13 protein-coding genes, 1 other RNA gene and 1 pseudogene are annotated in these 18,827 nt (G+C 48.4%); 9 read left to right on the top strand and 6 right to left on the bottom strand.

Annotation, left to right across the window (positions count from 1 at the left end; genetic code table 11):
* The first annotated feature begins 48 nt into the window (after nt 1-48).
* Complete coding sequence (bamE, locus tag DTA24_RS06485; protein WP_008806098.1) at nt 49-390, top strand: outer membrane protein assembly factor BamE; 342 nt, start codon at nt 49-51, stop codon at nt 388-390.
* Nucleotides 391-459: 69 nt separating this feature from the next.
* Here bamE and DTA24_RS06480 read toward each other — a convergent pair whose 3' ends face one another.
* Nucleotides 460-750: an RnfH family protein gene (locus tag DTA24_RS06480; protein ID WP_004145682.1), complete on the bottom strand. Its 291-nt coding sequence runs from the start codon at nt 748-750 to the stop codon at nt 460-462.
* A complete protein-coding gene (locus DTA24_RS06475; protein WP_008806099.1) occupies nt 740-1,177 on the bottom strand; it encodes a type II toxin-antitoxin system RatA family toxin in 438 nt (145 codons plus the stop codon). Before DTA24_RS06475 ends, DTA24_RS06480 begins: the two co-directional genes overlap by 11 nt.
* Nucleotides 1,178-1,326: 149 nt before the next feature.
* On the opposite strand from DTA24_RS06475, the gene smpB reads away from it, so the two are divergent.
* The 6 genes and pseudogenes from smpB to DTA24_RS06445 all read left to right on the top strand — a co-directional run bounded on the left by smpB (nt 1,327) and on the right by DTA24_RS06445 (nt 11,467).
* Nucleotides 1,327-1,809 carry an SsrA-binding protein SmpB gene (gene smpB / locus DTA24_RS06470; RefSeq protein WP_002914164.1) on the top strand — a complete coding sequence of 161 codons (483 nt, stop codon included), beginning with the start codon at nt 1,327-1,329 and terminating at the stop codon, nt 1,807-1,809.
* Nucleotides 1,810-1,953: 144 nt separating this feature from the next.
* Nucleotides 1,954-2,316, top strand: a transfer-messenger RNA (tmRNA) gene (gene ssrA, locus DTA24_RS06465).
* A gap of 204 nt (nt 2,317-2,520) precedes the next feature.
* A pseudogene (locus DTA24_RS06460) lies at nt 2,521-3,762 on the top strand (integrase).
* 138 nt (nt 3,763-3,900) lie between these two features.
* Nucleotides 3,901-7,530, top strand: a complete 3,630-nt coding sequence (locus DTA24_RS06455; protein WP_123836603.1) for a DEAD/DEAH box helicase — start codon at nt 3,901-3,903, stop codon at nt 7,528-7,530.
* A gap of 468 nt (nt 7,531-7,998) precedes the next feature.
* A complete protein-coding gene (locus DTA24_RS06450; RefSeq protein ID WP_023296974.1) occupies nt 7,999-9,159 on the top strand; it encodes an IS30-like element ISCfr4 family transposase in 1,161 nt (386 codons plus the stop codon).
* A gap of 493 nt (nt 9,160-9,652) precedes the next feature.
* Entirely contained in the window at nt 9,653-11,467 is a 1,815-nt protein-coding gene (locus DTA24_RS06445) for a hypothetical protein (protein ID WP_123836602.1), read from the top strand.
* Nucleotides 11,468-12,791: 1,324 nt separating this feature from the next.
* Here the strand turns inward: DTA24_RS06445 and DTA24_RS06435 are convergent.
* Entirely contained in the window at nt 12,792-13,604 is an 813-nt protein-coding gene (locus DTA24_RS06435; protein WP_123836601.1) for a DUF4157 domain-containing protein, read from the bottom strand.
* A gap of 259 nt (nt 13,605-13,863) precedes the next feature.
* On the opposite strand from DTA24_RS06435, the gene DTA24_RS06430 reads away from it, so the two are divergent.
* Nucleotides 13,864-15,129: a HEPN/Toprim-associated domain-containing protein gene (locus DTA24_RS06430; RefSeq protein ID WP_123836600.1), complete on the top strand. Its 1,266-nt coding sequence runs from the start codon at nt 13,864-13,866 to the stop codon at nt 15,127-15,129.
* Between the two features lie 570 nt (nt 15,130-15,699).
* Here the strand turns inward: DTA24_RS06430 and DTA24_RS06425 are convergent.
* The gene (locus tag DTA24_RS06425; RefSeq protein WP_023340629.1) at nt 15,700-16,500 is read right to left on the bottom strand and encodes a hypothetical protein; all 801 of its coding nucleotides are present in this window, start codon (nt 16,498-16,500) and stop codon (nt 15,700-15,702) included.
* Between the two features lie 134 nt (nt 16,501-16,634).
* Entirely contained in the window at nt 16,635-17,519 is an 885-nt protein-coding gene (locus tag DTA24_RS06420) for a LysR family transcriptional regulator (protein WP_123836599.1), read from the bottom strand.
* Between the two features lie 211 nt (nt 17,520-17,730).
* Here DTA24_RS06420 and DTA24_RS06415 point away from each other — a divergent pair, with 211 nt between their 5' ends.
* Complete coding sequence (locus DTA24_RS06415; protein WP_047666859.1) at nt 17,731-18,303, top strand: flavin reductase family protein; 573 nt, start codon at nt 17,731-17,733, stop codon at nt 18,301-18,303.
* A 19-nt stretch (nt 18,304-18,322) separates the two neighbouring features.
* On the opposite strand, the gene DTA24_RS06410 is transcribed toward DTA24_RS06415, so the two are convergent.
* Nucleotides 18,323-18,679, bottom strand: coding sequence for a helix-turn-helix domain-containing protein (locus tag DTA24_RS06410; RefSeq protein WP_123836598.1), 357 nt, complete (start codon nt 18,677-18,679; stop codon nt 18,323-18,325).
* Nucleotides 18,680-18,827: the final 148 nt, after the last annotated feature.

The raw sequence follows: 18,827 nt of genomic DNA, 5'->3' as shown, positions 1-18,827 counted from the left end.
TACAGATGAGCCACGTACTGCTCGGGCCCAAAAAGGAATCAAATCACTATGCGCTGTAAAACGCTGACTGCTGCCGCAGCGGTTCTTCTTATGTTGACCGCAGGCTGTTCCACTCTGGAACGAGTGGTTTACCGTCCTGACATCAACCAGGGTAACTATCTGGCACCTAACGATGTAGCGAAAATTCGTGTCGGTATGACGCAACAGCAGGTTGCTTATGCTCTCGGAACGCCAATGATGTCGGATCCGTTCGGCACCAACACCTGGTTCTATGTATTCCGTCAGGAGCCGGGCCACGAGAAAGTGACTCAGCAGACCCTGACCCTGACGTTCAACAGCGGCGGCGTGTTAACTAACATTGATAACAAGCCCGCGCTGACCAGTCAGTAAGGCCCGGAAAAGCAAAAAGCGCTCAGTGAGCGCTTTTTTTATGGCTGATAGCCGGTCTGCTGCTGTGGGTTACTTCGCAGCGCTTTTCTCTGCCCGCTGGCGACGCAGCTCTTTCGGGTCTGCGATCAGCGGTCGATAGATTTCGACCCGGTCGCCGTCGTGAACTTCGTCATGCAGCTTAACCGGACGACTGTAGATCCCCAGCTTGTTCTTCGCCAGATCGATATCATCACGCAAGGCCAATAGCCCGCTGGCGATAATCGCCTGCTCGACCGTCGCTCCCTCATCCAGGGTGACTCGCTGCAAATACTGCTTTTCAGGCAGCGCGTAGGCGACTTCAACACGAATATTAGCTGGCACTGTAGACCTCTTTGGCGCGCGAAGTGAACGCCTGCACCATGTTGGCGGCCAGCTCTTTGAAGACCCGGCCAAAGGCCATCTCAATCAGCTTATTGGTAAACTCAAAATCGAGATGGAACTCGATTTTGCACGCCTCGGGGCTCAGCGGAATAAACTTCCAGCCGCCAATCAGCTTCTTGAACGGGCCATCCACCAGGCTCATCAAAATGCTCTGGTTGCTGGTCAGTGTATTCCGGGTCGTGAAGGTCTTACTGATGCCGGCTTTGGACACATCAACCGCCGCCGTCATTTGCGTCGGCCCGAATTCCAGCACGCGGCTACCGGTGCAGCCTGGCAGAAAATCAGGATAGGACTTCACATCGTTTACCAGTTGATACATCTGTTCCGCGCTGAAAGGCACCAGCGCAGTACGGCTAATCTGAGGCATAGCAGGTTCCACATTTAAACACAGTGCAAATAATATCATTTATCTGCTGCTAAAAAAAACGCTGTGCCGCAACTCGTGCTAAGATGCGCAGTACACCTCGCAGGATGCGATCGAGGTAACTGTGTATAAGACGATGACTTCAGGACATTATGACTAAGAAAAAAGCCCACAAACCTGGATCAGCCACCATTGCGCTGAATAAACGCGCCCGTCACGAATACTTTATCGAAGATGAATACGAGGCTGGTCTCGCCCTGCAGGGCTGGGAAGTCAAATCCCTGCGTGCAGGCAAAGCCAACATCGGCGATAGCTATGTCATCCTGAAGGATGGCGAAGCCTTCCTGTTCGGCGCCAACTTTACGCCCATGGCCGTGGCTTCCACCCACTATGTGTGCGACCCGACGCGCACTCGTAAGCTGCTGCTTAACCAGCGCGAACTCGACACGCTGTACGGCCGCATTAACCGCGAAGGTTACACCGTCGTCGCCCTGTCGCTGTACTGGAAGAACGCCTGGTGCAAAGTGAAAATCGGCGTCGCCAAAGGTAAGAAACAACACGACAAGCGTACCGATCTGAAAGATCGTGAATGGGCGCTGGATAAGGCGCGTATTATGAAGCACGCCGGACGTTAATTTCCCCTCCCCGAGGGCCAGCTCTCGCTGGCCCTTACGCTATATCCTTGTTGATGCTGCTTTTTCGTCCACCCTGCTGAAATAATCCTGCGTGATGGGGCTGGTAACGACATTCACAAATCTGTTATACTTGACCTACACATTGGGGCTGATTCTGGATTCGACGGGATTTGCGAAACCCAAGGTGCATGCCGAGGGGCGGTTGGCCTCGTAAAAAGCCGCAAAAAATAGTCGCAAACGACGAAAACTACGCTTTAGCAGCTTAATAACCTGCTCTGAGCCCTCTCTCCCTAGCTTCCGCTCTTAAGACGGGGATCAAAGAGAGGTCAAACCCAAAAGAGATCGCGTGGATGCCCTGCCTGGGGTTGAAGCGTTAAATCTAATCAGGCTAGTTTGTTAGTGGCGTGTCTGTCCGCAGCTGGCAAGCGAATGTAAAGACTGACTAAGCATGTAGTGCCGAGGATGTAGGAATTTCGGACGCGGGTTCAACTCCCGCCAGCTCCACCAAAATTCTCCATCGGTGATTACCAGAGTCATCCGATGAAGTCCTAAGAGCCCGCACGGCGCAAGCCCTGCGGGTTTTTTTGTGCCCTCAATTTGTCCCGCGAATTCCGAAGAGAACTAATTAAATCCGAACCTTTTAGGCACCTTGTTAGGCACCTCATACAGCTTTATTGTTTTTGAGGTGCCTAAAACTATGGAAACCCGGCAATGGCAAGACAAACCAAACCTCTATCCGTTAAAGAAATCGAATCCGCCAAACCCAAAGAAGCGGACTACGTTCTCTATGATGGTGATGGCCTTGAGCTACTCATCAAATCCAGCGGAAGTAAAATCTGGCAGTTTCGCTACATTCGCCCTGTCACTAAGAAACGTGCGAAAAAGAGCATAGGTCTCTACCCGTCAGTTACCCTTGCCGATGCCCGAAACTATCGGGCAGAGTCCCGTTCCCTTCTGGCGAAACAAATTGATCCCCAGGAACATCAGCAGGAACAACTGCGCAGTTCAATTGAAGCCAAAACCAATACTTTCCAGCTCGTAGCTGAACGTTGGTGGAATGTGAAGAAAGCAAGCGTGACAGCGGACTATGCAGAAGATATCTGGCGCTCTCTTGAGAGAGATGTCTTTCCTGCAATTGGGGACGTTAGCGTTACAGATATTAAAGCTCACACACTGGTTCAGGCCGTTCAACCTATTCAGGCCTGAGGAGCACTGGAAACCGTTCGTCGACTGTGCCAACGCATTAATGAGGTCATGATCTATGCCCAAAACACAGGGCTGATTGATGCTGTTCCCAGCGTTAATATCGGTAAAGCCTTCGAGAAGCCTCAGAAAAAGAACATGCCCAGCATTCGACCGGACCAGCTACCTCAACTGATGCAGACAATGCGAACAGCCAGCATTAGCCTTTCCACACGCTGCCTGTTCATGTGGCAACTTCTTACTATTACCCGCCCTGCCGAAGCGGCTGAAGCTCGCTGGGAAGAGGTAGACATAGAAGCGCGAGAGTGGAAGATTCCTGCAGCACGCATGAAAATGAACCGCGACCATACTGATCCATTGTCAGATGAAGCAATTGCGATACTGGAGATGATGAAGCCGTTAAGTGGTAATCGAGAATTTATCTTTCCCAGTCGCATTAAGCCTACCCAGCCGATGAACAGCCAGACAGTGAATGCTGCACTCAAGCGTGCTGGCTTAGGAGGCATACTCGTATCACACGGTTTACGTTCTATCGCTAGTACGGCACTCAATGAGGAAGGATTTCTGCCTGATGTCATTGAAGCAGCACTGGCTCATGTAGACAAAAATGAGGTACGTCGCGCTTATAACCGCAGTGATTACCTTGAGCAACGGCGACCGATGATGCAATGGTGGGCTGATTTTGTTATGGCTGCTGATCGCGGAAGTATGATTGAGGGAGGTATGAGGGGAGAGCGTTTAGCGGGATGACGGATAATTAATGACAGTTCCCACTTTAGTAGTGGGCCAGATGAGAATTTATATTTCAAGCGAAAGCTAATAGTTTTAGAAATAAAGCTAATTAGCATAATATCTCTTAATGGAAGGGATATGGAGCCGCAGAAATAAATGAAGACACGGCAGTATGCGCAAAAATCAATCTTCGATCTGGAAGCAATCTTCGAGCAGTCCAGCAACAATGTTAGCGAACTTGAACAGTTGTTGAGCGAGCTGACCTTTCGCAACACTGCCAAGGCGCGGACGCTGACGGCTAAAATCGAGCAATCTCTATTTGCACTTAGCGGCCACAGCGTGGTCGCCATGTCGGCTTCCAGCCCATCAACACGCCATCCCGATTCGGTGTCCATTCAATCTTCTCGAGTTGTGCCCCACAATTCGCCTGCTGCGGAAGAGCAACTGCAACTGAAGTCCATCCCAGACTCTGCCATACGAGAGCAATTCGACAAAGACCAAATCGACCTTGGTCCGATCCCGTCTTTTTCTCCATCAGGTAAGGCGAATGATGCGCGAGCAATACTGGCAGCATGGACAGCCCTCGAAGCACTGTCGCCTCAAGGTTATAAACGCCCAGAGGATATGGCAACCGGCGACCGCTCTAGGGTTGCTCTATTGGAGCGAGGTGTTCCATGGGGACCAAATGCCCGCAGCAAGCCCAGTTATAAGCTTTATTTCGAGGTCGTCCTCGGCTCCATCGCTCTCGACAAGGCGACGGACGAGCTGGTCAAGGTTTTTGGCGAGGATGAGGAGCGTTCACGCCCGGACGGTAAGAAAGCGGCCATCGGCTCGATCCTGATCGACAAAGAAGGCTATGTGCTTGAGGAAAAAGGCGTTGCCGTGTCCAGTTTTGCCTGGGCACTCAAGCCGGCTCTCGATCTGAAGCTTGGGAGTTTAGGGAATTGGCCGAATGTTGAGCCGCGCATTATCAAGCATCTGGATCGAATGATTCGCCACCACAACAAAGATGGAGAACCCATACCGATCGATCTGAATGTTGTTCATAACGCTTATAAATGGCTTGTATCGCAGTTCAGTGTACCCGAGCATTTGGTTGAGCCACCCACATTCGCGATTAAGGTGTTTCATCATTTCAAGGCTAAGGCGCCGCCTGAACCTTCGTTACTGAATTCCTTCTATCTTGAAGATCTCGGTGAAGCAACCAAATTGCTCGAGACGGGCAAAGCCGGAACCGGTTTGCGCCGCTACATGGGAATTGGCAGACCTGACCAGAAAATCGACGTGCTATCGCCCATTTCCGCAGTTGAGCCGTTCGTCGCACCGTCGCTCATGCCGCAGGCTCGTTGGCCTTCGAAAGGCGGCCATCCACTGGTGTTGCTTCAACAGGCTGCCGTGAATGCGGCGCGTGCTGAGCTGAATGATGCTCCAGGTATCATCGGCGTCAATGGGCCTCCGGGAACCGGTAAGACCACTCTTCTCCGGGATATCGTCGTTGGATGCATTCTCGATCGGGCCACGGCGATGTCCGGCTTCAACAAACCGCAGGATGCCTTTTCCACAACAGGCGAGAAGCTGGCATTCGGTTCCAATGCATTCCTGCACTTCTACAAGTTACATGCATCCTTGAGGGGCCATGAGATCGTCGTAGCCTCCTCCAATAACAAAGCGGTCGAAAACGTCAGTAAAGAGCTTCCTCTCAAGGAAGCCAATGGTCGCCATGAACAGATCGCCTACTTCCGGTCCATCAGCGACCTGATTGCGAATCCCAAACGCGCCGGCTATTTCGAAGCCGAGGCCGAGGGGGACATCCCCTCCGACACTGTCGAAACCTGGGGGCTGATCGCCGCTGCTCTCGGCAAGAGCAGCAACCGAGGCGCGTTTCAGCAAGGTTTCTGGTGGAATGAAGACGGTGGTTTCCTTACCTACCTGAAAGCAGCTCGCGGCATAAATGTCATGCGTGAGATCAAGGACGAGCGAACTGGCGAAACCATCGATCGTGTGATGCCCAGCGTGGTTGTCAATGAGCGGCCCAGCACCAACGAAGCGGATGCTGCTGCGGCCTGGCTGAAAGCGCGAACCGCCTTTCTTAAACTTAAGGAGACGGTAGACGCCGAAATCGCCAGCATCGAAGAGATGCGACGGGATATCCAGGCGCTCAAGGGAGCGATCACCGCACTTCAAAGGGCTGAACAGCGTCGACCGAGTCTGAATGAAGCCGTCGAAGAGGCACACAAGACTGCTGAATCCTGCCAACGAGAGCATGAGAAGGCAAAATCGCAGATCGAGCAGGACAAGATCATGCTCGACAGCCATCTTGCTTGCCGTCCAGGTTTCTTCTCCCGTTTGTTTGCGACTGCGGCCTGGAAGTCGTGGAGATCGACACTGCAGAAGCTCTCGACGACCTTGCAGCAATCAGTCATACGGGCGCAGGGGACGGACGGTGCCCTAGAGCTTGCAAGGGCTGAGTGGAGCAATACTGAGTCCCAGTTACAGCAACTCGACCAGGAAATTTCCAGCAAATGTCAGGCTGTCTCGAAATTGAAGGCAACCGAGGCACAGGCACGAAACCGTATGGGAGACAGGGTCGTTGATGAGAGGTTCTTCGAGCGCGAGCACGAGGCTATCCACCTCACTGCGCCATGGCTTCCCGATGAGGTTCATCGCCTGCGGGAGGATCTTTTCGCCGCTGCCCTGACTGTGCATAAAACGTTCATCGATGCTTCGGCCAGCCGCTTGCAACACAATCTTGGGTTATTGATGTCAGGCATGGTAGCTGGTGCCTTCCAGTCTTCCGCTCACCGTGAACTTCTCCCCGACCTTTGGTCAAGCCTTTTCGTGGTTGTGCCGACCGTGTCCACGACATTCGCCTCTGTTCGGACGATGTTCGGGGATCTGCCACCAGAGAGCATTGGTTGGCTTCTAGTAGATGAAGCGGGCCAAGCCGTTCCTCAGGCAGCAGTTGGAGCTATCATGCGGGCAAAGCGCTCCATTGTGGTAGGTGACCCGTTGCAAATCCCACCTGTAGTTTCACTTCCTGAAAAGCTGAACGCCGAAATCTGCAAGTTCTTTGACATTGACCAAGTCGAATGGTCTGCCCCCGCAGCATCTACGCAGACCCTTGCTGATCAGGCATCGCGCTTCAAATCCACCTTCGTCATGGACGTAGGTGATCGAGAAGTCGGGCTGCCATTGCTCGTTCACAGGCGTTGCCAGAACCCAATGTTTGATGTTTCTAACTCCATCGCCTATGCCGGGCAGATGGTCCATGCTGTCGGGCCTAAAAAACCCGGATCTATAGGCTCGGCTTTGGGGAGATCTCACTGGGTGGATATCAATGGCGATGCTGAGACGAAGTGGTGTCCCGACGAGGGCGAAGCGGTTGTGCGAATGCTCAAAGAGCTGGCAGCATCGGGCATTACAAATCCGGACGTATTTATCATCACACCATTCAAGATCGTAGAGCAGAACATGCGTCGGCGTCTCGACAGTGAAACTGATCTGCTGCGAACGTTCGGCGTAAAGCTGGATGAATGGTGCCGTGATCGTGTAGGCACAATCCACACGTTCCAGGGCCGAGAGGCGGACACGGTAATCCTGTTGCTGGGTGCGCCGAAAGCGAGTCAGCAAAGAGCACGTCAGTGGGCGGCAAGCCCACCAAACATAATCAATGTAGCCGTCTCACGCGCCAAGCAAAACCTGTATGTGGTCGGCTCGGCTGCTGCATGGACAGGGGCGGGAACTAGCCTTCAGGTCCTGCATCGGCAATTGGCGAAATCAGCCTAACAATCTCCGAGGTGGCCCTCATTATTGAGGGCTCATCGCGACTCATTTTTGGCTAACTTCAGTAATGGGCTGGCCGCTATGTGTTAAAATCTGACATTGCTCACATAATAATCAAGCAGTCACTTTTCACCGCCCATCCAAGCTTGATAATTGTTACCGCTCCCCTTATATCCACACTGAGGAATAACCTCTGACATGGCTAAGGAGTATGATTATGGGGCTTAAACCTGGTCCAAAACCAATCGCAAAATCAACAGGAAAACCCGATCAACGCAGACGTGATAATAAGGATACACCCGGCAATACCCCAGGACTGAAACCAAGCAAATCAACTGGGAAGTAATCGTTCAAGGGTATGGAGAATTCATCTATACCCTTATCTCATCAAATCAGTCTGCTTTAGCCCGTTTAGTGCTGTGAGTTCAACGGGTCGATGCAACGCTATCCTTAATCAAGGGGGACGTTGTCATGAAACGAAGAACTCGGATTAACTACACGCCAGAGCAGAAGGCAATTATCTGGGACAGATATAAGCAAGGTGATTCTCTACATGATATCGCCAGAATGTTCGACAGATATCATTCTTCCATTATGCCCACTATCCACCAGACAGGCGGCTATCGTCCTCCCGTGCGAAAACGGCACCGATTAGCGCTTTCGCTTGATGAAAGAGAGGAGATATCCAGAGGGCTGGTAGCAAAACTCAGTATCAGGGATATCGCCGCCAAATTATCAAGAGCGCCCTCAACGATTAGCCGCGAGGTCAGGAGGCACGGTGGTGCAAAACAATACCGTGCAGCAAAAGCCGATGCTACTGCGTGGGAAAATGCACTGAGACCAAAACCTTGCAAGCTAATTGAAAGCCCCGCATTGTGTAAAATCATTGCAGAGAAGATGCATCAGGACTGGTCGCCGGAACAGATCGCCGGTTGGCTGAAACGCTGTTATCCGGATAATCAGGAAATGCATGTGTCACACGAAACGATTTATAAAACGCTTTTTATACAAACCCGGGGAGCATTAAAAAAAGAGCTGCAGCAATGCCTCAGAAGCGGAAGAGCAGTGCGTAGATCCAGAACGTCATCGCTTAAAGGGAAAGGATTAGGGTCAATCCCGAACACGATACCTATCAGCGAAAGGCCACCAGAGGCGGCTGACAGAGCCATCCCAGGTCACTGGGAAGGTGACTTGATTCAGGGCTCGAAAAACTCCTATATCATCACCCTCGTAGAACGTCATTCTCGTTTTGTTATGCTGGCGAAGATCAGAGACAACAAGACCATAACGGTTATATCTGCACTCATCAGACAAGCCCGGGAATTACCTGCTGAGCTTTATAAAACATTAACTTGGGATCGTGGCGCTGAAATGACCAGCCACACACGATTTACTATAGCGACAGACATTCAGATTTATTTTTGTGATCCTCAATCTCCCTGGCAACGTGGCTCAAATGAAAATACGAACAGATTGCTCAGACAATATTTTCCAAAAGGAACTGACTTATCGGTTCACAGCCAGCAAAGACTTAACAGTGTTGCCAGACAGCTCAACGAAAGGCCGAGAAAAACGCTAGACTATGAATCACCCGCAGAACGGTTCAATCAATGTGTTGCATCCATCGGTTGAACTCACAGCACAGAGCGGACGAGATGGCTGGTTTGAAGGTCCGCTGTGAGCGAGGAGCGGAAGTTCGCAATTTTGATCACCGCACAAGGCGCATTACTAGTATTACTATGTTTTGTTAAAAAGGAAATTTTTTCTATGTCTAAACACGAAAGTTACAATGGCGTTTTTATTTCAAATAACGGACAATTCTCCGGATTTCTTAAAGTTTCGGCTCCCCAGTGCCCCAGGCGTCAGCCCAATTGCGCTAACCGGCAGAGGCGACATTTCGGGCCTGGCGGCTTGGCCTTTGCAAGAAAAAAACGACCTAAATCAAATTTTTGCAGTTAAATACTGCTCGAGTCAATAATTGATATTGTTTTAGATAATTACTTTTAATATATTACGTGTTAATGTAATTTTCTGAATCCAAACTATTCCATTTCACATTTAGCTTTCTCTGAAATGCTGTCTAGTTGCTCTTGAATAATCAAATGTTAATTATAAGGACATCAAAGTGACTAAATATATCTTCAGTATCAATGATTTAATTTTATCAAAAAATGCACAATTTTTTAAGATAAAAAAACCTTTATCTAGAAATAAAATAAAAAATCTATTTAGAAGCATATCCTCGATAAAAGATGGTGTTTTTCTTATAAATAAAATTAAATCTGAAGTTGTTGTAGATAATGGGAATTTAACTTACTCTTTGGTGTCTTTTAAAGTTATAGAAGAGCCTTCATTTCTACAAGGCACTAGCATTTCAGAAAGCAAGTATGCGTATCTAATGATCTTGGAGGTTCAGGATTTTTTAATAATTTCGAAGAAAAATGTTGATGCAATTGAAAGCGAGTTGGAAAGGTTCATAGAATACTTTGAGTTTGATAAATTTTCAAATTTTAATGGAAGGCTGAATCCTGAGTATGAAAAGATTAGCATGAGGAATATGTCACTGTCAGATTCAGTGATAAGAAATAGAACAGTGGAAGCAAAAAATCTAAGTGGCATTCTTTCTCCTAACACGACTGGACGTTCAATTCCAGGGACATTTAGAGTCAAGACAGGAAATGACATATTTACTTTAACACCAAATACTTCACGAATAGGCTACAAAGATAAAAAAGTCGATTTTTTTAATTTCTGCTCATGGGCAATAGCTACAGTTAATGAATTATCTAACACAGCCTCTTTGTCAAGTAAGCTAATGGCAGGTTTCTCTTCCCCTATTACTTTGAGTGAATTATTAGCAAAAAAAGTCAAGCCAAAAGCTATTTTTATAGATCTTAGCGAGTTGGATGATATGGTACGTGGCACGTCCCATACTTTTACACTAACAAAAAATGTGCCTCATGGAACGGTGACGTTAAATTCTGTTGAACTTGAGAAATTTTTCAATGGATTTAAATCATCATATTTCTTAGATGGTGAAACGCTAACCAATTTAAGATTCAAATTCAAATGTCGTCTGAGATTCAATACTAAGGTTGTGACTATAGTATCCAAATATCTCGATGGTATTATGATTAGTGAAAATGGTTCTCAGTTAATGTCCCTTAGTAAATATATTAACAAGGTTAAGCCATTCACTATAACCTTCGATTCCCCCCAATATTGCTATCATGGTCGTTCGTGTTTTGAAGATAAGACGATGTTAAATAATTTGAATATTTTCCTGTCCGTTTTTGATGATAGCTTTGATTTTTCAACAATCAGATCGGAAAAAGAGAAAGATGACAAACAATCTTATCCAGAAAATATTAAAAGATTTCCAGTGAGATCGCTATTTAGACGAGTGGAGAATATCTATTCAAATAAAGATGCTATTGTAATTTGTGATGATATGAATGATGAGTGGGCCGATCATATTGTGCTGGATATCACGACAGGAAATCCATCCATAAAGTTTATTCATTCTAAATATATTAAAAAAGAGAGCTATGGCGCCAGTAAGTTTCATGAAGTTATAAGTCAAGCTTTAAAAAATATTGGCAGATTACATTCACCAAAAGAACTTTACCTTGATAAATATGATAATGAATGGTCTTCAAAATATTTACAAACGCAGATTAGTAGAGTTAGACCAATTGACACTTCCAGGAATGACATTGAGTTAGCTCTTGACAAAATTAATGAGAGTCCGAAAACTAGTAGGGAGTTAATATTAGCTGCTCCATTTTTAAGAAAAGAAATGTTAATCGATGAGGTGGAAATCATCAAGAGAAATCAGTCAGCCAAACCTTATACTGTTCAGCTAATCTGGCTTATAAATACATTTTTGAGCGCATGTGTTGAGTACGGAGTCAAACCCAGTATTTTATGTAAGAAGTGAATTGAATTATCAAAGGCTGGCTGTTTATGTAGGCCAGCTTGCTTTCTTTAATATTTAGGAATTCGATTTAAAGTGAAATCAGGCCCATTCATTAACATTGCTGACTCTAACCAAATTCCTAAATCCCATCTCCCGCCTCACAATTCCTTAATTCATACTAAACGTTTCCCGCGCAATACATAGCAATCTCTTGATAACAATGGTATGGAACTGAACGTTGAGTGCCTAGTAGGTGAAGAAGATGGGGTATATGGCCTGATATTTGAGCCCTGAGGGCCGGCGCAAAGAAACAAAGATTATAATGTTTCCCTCGATTATATCATTGGACGACTTATTGATTCCGTGGTAAACAAAGGCGTTGTGTATTTGGCCTCATCATCAACCGGAAGACATATACCATCTATAGCGGAAAGAAAAATACATCCTGATGATGTGTTTTTCTTTAGTGGTAAACTACCCTTCCGATATTTCCCAAAAAATGTGTATGTATCAGACTAATTTGAGCAGTACTGCTAAAAAAGATGCACCATCAGGGGATAAAACTGAGCGAGTCATGATAAATGTTCCTAGTGTTAATAGTGCTGAATTTTGGAAACCTATCATCTACGGAGATACATCAGAGCTTTTCGATCCACTAATTATGAGAGTGTTCTAAGTAAAATGGTCAGTAAGCTAATATAAATTCCTTTAAACGAGCCCGCGGGATATAAAAAAGTGGAACATTAGAAAGAGTTCAGAAAGTTTATATTCGGGATCCTGCTGTTAAATCTTGTGTATTGCAAGAGAGTAAGGGCGTTTGTGAAAAATGTAGTGAAAATACACCGTTCTTAATAAATGGCGATATCCCATATCTCGAAGTGTATCATGTGATACTTCTTTCTTTATCTGGTGCTGACACCATAAGCAATTGTGTTGCACTATCCCACGAATTGCCATCGGGCATTGCATTACAGTCAAAATTCGGAAGAACTGATTGAGGAACTTTATATAAATATAAAAAAGATTGCAAAGATGAATGTTTCGTTTTGCTGGGATATTTATAGGTGAGCAACGTCCGCTCCTGGCACAAAGCTGCCTGCCATGCCTGCTTAAAAAACAGGCTTGGCGTAGGATATTTTCCGTTTTCCCAGCGGACCCCAAGAACGCCGACGGCGAAGATCTGCGTAAGCCTGATTCGGTGAGGTGCACAAAGGGGGCGCAATTCGTCCCAACACTCTCTCCCCTTGAGCGTTTACAGCAAGGTTAAGGCTGCAAGACACCTATAAGAAACCCGCCACTACCGGCGATTTTTTTGTTATGGCCATACAGGAGAAGCCCATATCTATTATCTAATTATAAACCCTTGCACCAGGCCCTGCGGAATCTGAGCATAGCAGGGTGAGCCGACAATCATCGCAGGGCCGGGGCCGAACCGTCCCATAGGTGTTTGGCAAAACGAGCCAACAACTACTGGCTGTAACGGCGGGTTGTTGATCGGAACATATTGCGGTGGTGGCATGTTGATAACTGGAGGCGGCATAGAAACAACCGGCTGCGGATTCTGAGGGAATCCTCTTGATTGCGCCCAGGCTGCATAACGATATTGTTTGTCATAAGCGGGTTGTTCTACTGTGCCATGGTCACGTATGTATGAAATGGCAAAGTCATGAGCACCCCATCTCGAATACTGATCAACATGAGTAAGTTCGTGTGCCCAAATCGCTGGATTATTAGCACTGGCAGTATCACGAAACACTATGACGTCTATGAGGGTCACAGCACTAGCTTGCCCGGCTTGCTCAATAACACGCGACAGATTGAGGAAACCATTATCCTCGACCTTAAATCTCGCCTTATTCATTGAGTCTTCACTTGCATACCCGGTGAGCATTTGACGAATCATAGGAGGGATTGGAGCCGTCCCATTTATAGCCGTGTTTCGAGACTGAATAATCCATTGTTCCAAGGCAGGGGCACCAGCTTGTGAGACAAGTTCATTGAGGCTTGGGCCGACTATCGGCAATCCCCCGATAACCCCACCTCCGCATGTATCGCATAAATGTCCAATAGGCCCTAGATTTATATCCATACCGTTACTGTTCGAAGCAGAGATCATTAAGGCAGTAGTTAAAAGGCAAAGCCGGATGTTCTGGTACATAGCTTCATCTCCACAGAAAGCTACATAGTTAAAAAAGGTATTGTAAGAATAGTTGCTTGGGCAATATGTTTCTGAATGAAATTATATTATTTTAATATATTAGGCTCCGCAGCTAAGAGCGGTATGAAAGGTGCCTTTTGCCGGACTTGATCCTCCGACCTCTAGTGCGAGGTTGTTAGATATCAGGCTGTTTTGAACGAGGCGCTGACTTATACTCGTATGGCCATTGCGAAACTTGATTAAGGTAAGGAGAGCGCTCTTGTCATCTTGGGCTGATATAAGAATTGACGGGTATGTGATTGAAGAATTTACTCATTATGGCTGTCATTTTTGGTACTTCAAACACTCGGAGCGAGTAAGAGAAGTGGTCGAGAGAACTTCTGACGAGGACTCAGATGATGTACGTGATTTTATAGGATATAGAGCAAGCGCTAAAACGATACAAAAGCGGCTGGAACTGAACGGTTTCAACTACCTGACTCTGAAGGAAGACTTTAACGTCAGTCTCGAACGCTATATCGATCAGCTTGAGTATGGACTCAGATCAGTACAGGAAAGACTTTCTAAAAACATTGATGACGCCTTTTATCTTAATATGAGGGATATACAAAGCAATATTATTCAAGTAATTAAAGGAACGTCACTTGACGAATGGCTTCAATTGCTACCGGCGGCGCGTAAGGAAAAAATAAGACGGAAGCACGATAAACCGTATTCAGATGCTACTCCAGAATGGAGCAGCTGTGATAGCTCCCCAGCATTACTTAATGCAATGCTGAGTACTCCGTTAATATATTCTGATAGCTATTTGGCGGCTGACTTTAATTTTCCGGTATCAAATCCTGATTTCTTCTCTCTGGCGCTGCTTTTAACCGTGCCAGATGATGCAATTTGTGAGCTTGACCTGACCGAGCTTATTGTCGCTGAATATCTTGATGATTTTACTGATCTTGCTGAAATAGCTTTGTCCGAAACCTCTCCTTGCAAAGCCTGCCGCGAATCGCTTGCTGAGCTGTCGGAACTTGCTGGGGTAGAACCATCTAACTCCACGCTTCAAAGGATGTGTTATGCCAGCATGATTACGGCAATGGAAACCTATCTTGGTGACATTATTAAAAGAGAAATCATGACGCGCCCTGCCTTAATGGAGCGTTTTGTAACTACCTATGAAGAATATAGTGAGATGAAGTTTCCACTCAGCAATATTCACTCTCAGCTTCGTAAGCTAGATAAACGAGTCCATGACACCTTAGATGGAATTGCTTTTCACAATCTTGCTAAGGCTAAAGAAATATTCCGTAATGTATTGATAGTGGAGTTTGACAATAGCAGCTTTAGCAAGCTTTGTAAGGCCGTCGGTACACGAAATGATATTGTTCATCGAAATGGGAAGGACAAAAAAGGAAACATTGTCAGTCTTAGTATTGGCGATATTCAGGCGCTTAGAGGAGTGATTTTGCAGTTTATCAGCAATATTGATCAGCAAGTGCTTGATGGCCTAGCGGCAGCGTGCGCAGAAGATTAGTTGTTGACCGTCCGCTCTGGGTGAGGAGAGGAAATCACAGTCGTTGTCACAACAGTTGAGGGTCAACTTAAGTTGTGGTCTGTTACTCAACGGTGAGCAGGTCAAGTCTGTTTTTCAGTGTGACGACTCAACTAGATATCATCACGCACAGTCACTATCTCGTCTCATTTTTCTCATCAAAGGGAGAAAAAACTTTTAGGCACCCAAATAGGCACCAGCAAAAAGTTGAACTAGTAGTTACCAAAGTAAATTCAATGGATTAAAAAACCAATTCAGACTCCGCCAGCACCAAAATTCTCCATCGGTGATTACCAGAGTCATCCGATGAAGTCCTAAGAGCCCGCACGGCGCAAGCCCTGTGGGCTTTTTTGTGCCTTGAATTTATCCCGCGAAGTCCGAAGAGAACTCATTAAATCCGAACCTTTTAGGCCCATTGATAGGCCCAACGAAAAGCTCTGTTGTTTTCGCGCTACCAATTACCCGCCAACCCCCCCTCTCAGAATTAGACCTCCCACGACACTCGCACAACCCTTTCACCCTCCGGCCGCGTCCGCGGCCGGAGAGATAGATTTACCCCTTGGCAGAATACACGTCCAGCATGGCAAGGACCGCCCGACGCGCTGCATCGTCTGCGATATTGTCAGGCAACGCATCAGCCCGCAGAGTGACATAAGCGTCAGCAGCCCTTCGAATGGCAATCCCGACGGAGTGACGATCGTGCGTTGCCAGGGTGGAAGTCAGCAGGCCATCGGGATCAATGCCGAGGGCTTCTATTCGGCGAACACCGCGTTGCGGTAGATTGGCGCGACGGAACAGCATCGGTCCCAGCACTTGTTCCCGGAAGAAAGACAGCATCCCCATCGCTTCGAAGAGTTCCCCCCTGCCCAGTTTAACCACGGCATAATGCAGCCAGATCCAGGCTCGGGACTCAAACCACTCCGGCGTCATATCCGGCCAGTGCGCGCTAAATTTTGCCAGTTGTCGCTCTAGAGCATCGTTATCTCGGGTAAATAACACGGCAGGCTCTTCAACGCGCTGAGTGAGCATGTCCAGAGTGATAAATTTCAGATCGACATGCAGAAGTTCCGGGCCAAACAGGCAGATCAGCAGGCGAGGCTCACCGACGTGTTCCCCGGTGAAAGCATGTAGCAGATGGCCGAGCGTTCCGGCGAACGCCATACGCTGAGCCATGATTTCGTCATAATAGAAAGGGTCGACCACCACCACGAAATCCAGATCGGAGTATTGATCAAACCCGCCATGGATAAACGAGCCGCCAGCGAGAAGGGAGTGGATCCGCGAATCAGACTGTAATTTAAGCTTCAGTTGCTCTGCAAAACTTCTGTGTAAATCGGGTAGCGTATTAAGCATACTTTTTCCTGTTCACAAAAAAGACAAAGCATTACAGAATATCGAGCGATTCATCCGCAGACCAGATATTTCTGCTGGAACCCTCCCCTCCCTGGCGGGGCTCCCGACGCGCTATATCGGAAGCAATACCTCCCTCAAACCACCTCGTTCATCCACTCAGCAAACGCCCGCACAGCGGGAGAGAGAAAGCGCTGGTGCGGATAGAGCAATGTGACGGGTACCGGGGGCGGCAGCCAGTCCGTCAGCACTTCCACCAGTCTCCCCTCCTGCAGGTGGTCAGCAACGATATTCTCCGCCAGCTGCGCCAGCCCGAAGCCCGCCAGGCACATTTTTATATAGAGCCCCGTTTCATTCACCGCGGCGTTGCCGCTGACGGGTACAGAAAAGGTCTCGCCGTGGCGAACAAAGCGGAACTCATCGGCCCGTCTCGCCTGGCCGGAGAAATAATGCACCGCCCGGTGCTGAGAGAGTGCCTCCGGTGACGACGGCACGCCATATTCCCTGAGATAGTCCGGCGACGCGCAGGTTACCCAGCGAAAGCGGCCCAGAGGGCGGGCCACCAGGCTGGAGTTGTTCAGCTCTCCCGTTCGTATCACGCAGTCGACGCCTTCCTGAATGAGATCGACCTGGCGATCGCTGACGCCGATCATCAGGTAGATATCGGGATAGCGCCGGTAAAAGTCCGGCAGATGCGGCATGACGATGAAATGCGCGATGCCTGCGGGCATATCAACCCGCAGGCGCCCCTGAGGCCGCGCGACAGACTCGCTCAGGCTGGATTCGCTATGTTCGATGAGGGCGAGAATTTCCCGGCACTGCGCCAGATACTGCATCCCTTCCGGGGTAAGGCTCACCCGCCTTGTGGTCCGGTTCAGCAGCCGCACCTTCAGGTATTTCTCAAGGTTTTTAATGGTACTGGTGACAGTGGAGGCAGGCAGGGAAAGGGTTTCCGCGGCGCGCACGAAGCTCCCTGCCTCCGCGACGCGCATAAACATCTGCATAGCCTGGATACGATCCACCTTCTTTCTCTCCTGAAGCAAGCAACTTACCGACAGACGGCATGATTATTCGTTAATTATGAATAATGAAAACAATTTACGCACCTTTTTGCGCTTAATAGCCTGGCGTATCGTTGCGCTATGGGTATCGCGTGAGGGGCCCAAAATGGCCATGCCCTCAATAAATATCCAGAGAATCATAACGTTAAATAACACGCATAAAGGAAAAACCATGTCCGTTCAGCCTGTCGAATTAAGTAAGGCCTATCGTTTATTGCAGGTCGGGTCCACCACCATGATTTCCGCAAAATATGATGGCGTCGAAAATGTCATGTCAGCCGCCTGGGTTGGGCTGGCAGGCGAGCGAAAAGTGGTGGCCTATATCGGCCCCCAGGCCTTCACTCGTCAGCTGGTGGAAAAGAGCGGCTATTTCGTGGTGCAGATCCCCGTAGTCAGCCAGATGGCAACCGTCCTCTACGCTGGCGGGCGCAGCTATGCCGACGCGCCGGATAAAAATGACCCCATCCCCTTCATTTATCAGCCGGGGTTCGACATCCCCCTCGTGGCAGGCTGCGCGGGCTGGCTGGTGTGCAAAGTGATGCCCTACCCGGACATTCAGCAACAACACAATCTGTTTATGGGCGATATCGTCGCCGCCTGGAGCGATGATCGGGTATTCCGTAACGGACACTGGATTTTTGATGATGCGCCGGACGAGCTGCGGACCGTTCACTATGTCGCAGGCGGGCAGTTCTATGCCATCGGCAAAGGCAGCAAATTTGATCATGGACCGGGTCAGGACTGATCCTCCCCGGTCATGAAGATCACTGACGAGATGCCTGCCCTGCAGAGCGGCTGATACTCCGGCGCCAGACGCCGGGCGCCTGGCCATACTGGCGCTTGAAGCTGCGGTTGAAGGACTGCTGGGAGTCAAAGCCGAGGGCGATCGCCACGTTGAGGATCGGCTCGTTGCTGTGGGCTAAGCGTTCGACCGACTTTTGCAGCTTTTGCGCCCGAATATATTCTCCGAGGGGCTGCCCGGTATGTTCTTTGAAGATCCGCTGCAGGTGCCACTTCGAATAGCCGGATCGTCGGGCAACGGTGTCAATATCCAGACGGCTATCAAGATGGTTGTCGATCCAGTCGATCAGATCCTGAATGATGGCGCCAGTGTTCGTCATGTTACCTCCGCGCAGCCGGTTAAAAGCATCTTTGTCAGTTGCATTTAAAGGTGGCCTGTTTTTACACAAAATGCAAGTTTTATTGTTACATTTAAATCCACGCCGGGATCGCGGTTTTTGTCTCCAGCCAGGACCGCACATAAAGTGC

The organism is Klebsiella sp. P1CD1, assembly GCF_003790505.1.
GTDB lineage: Bacteria > Pseudomonadota > Gammaproteobacteria > Enterobacterales > Enterobacteriaceae > Klebsiella > Klebsiella variicola.
This window is presented reverse-complemented; position numbering and strand designations above follow the sequence as displayed.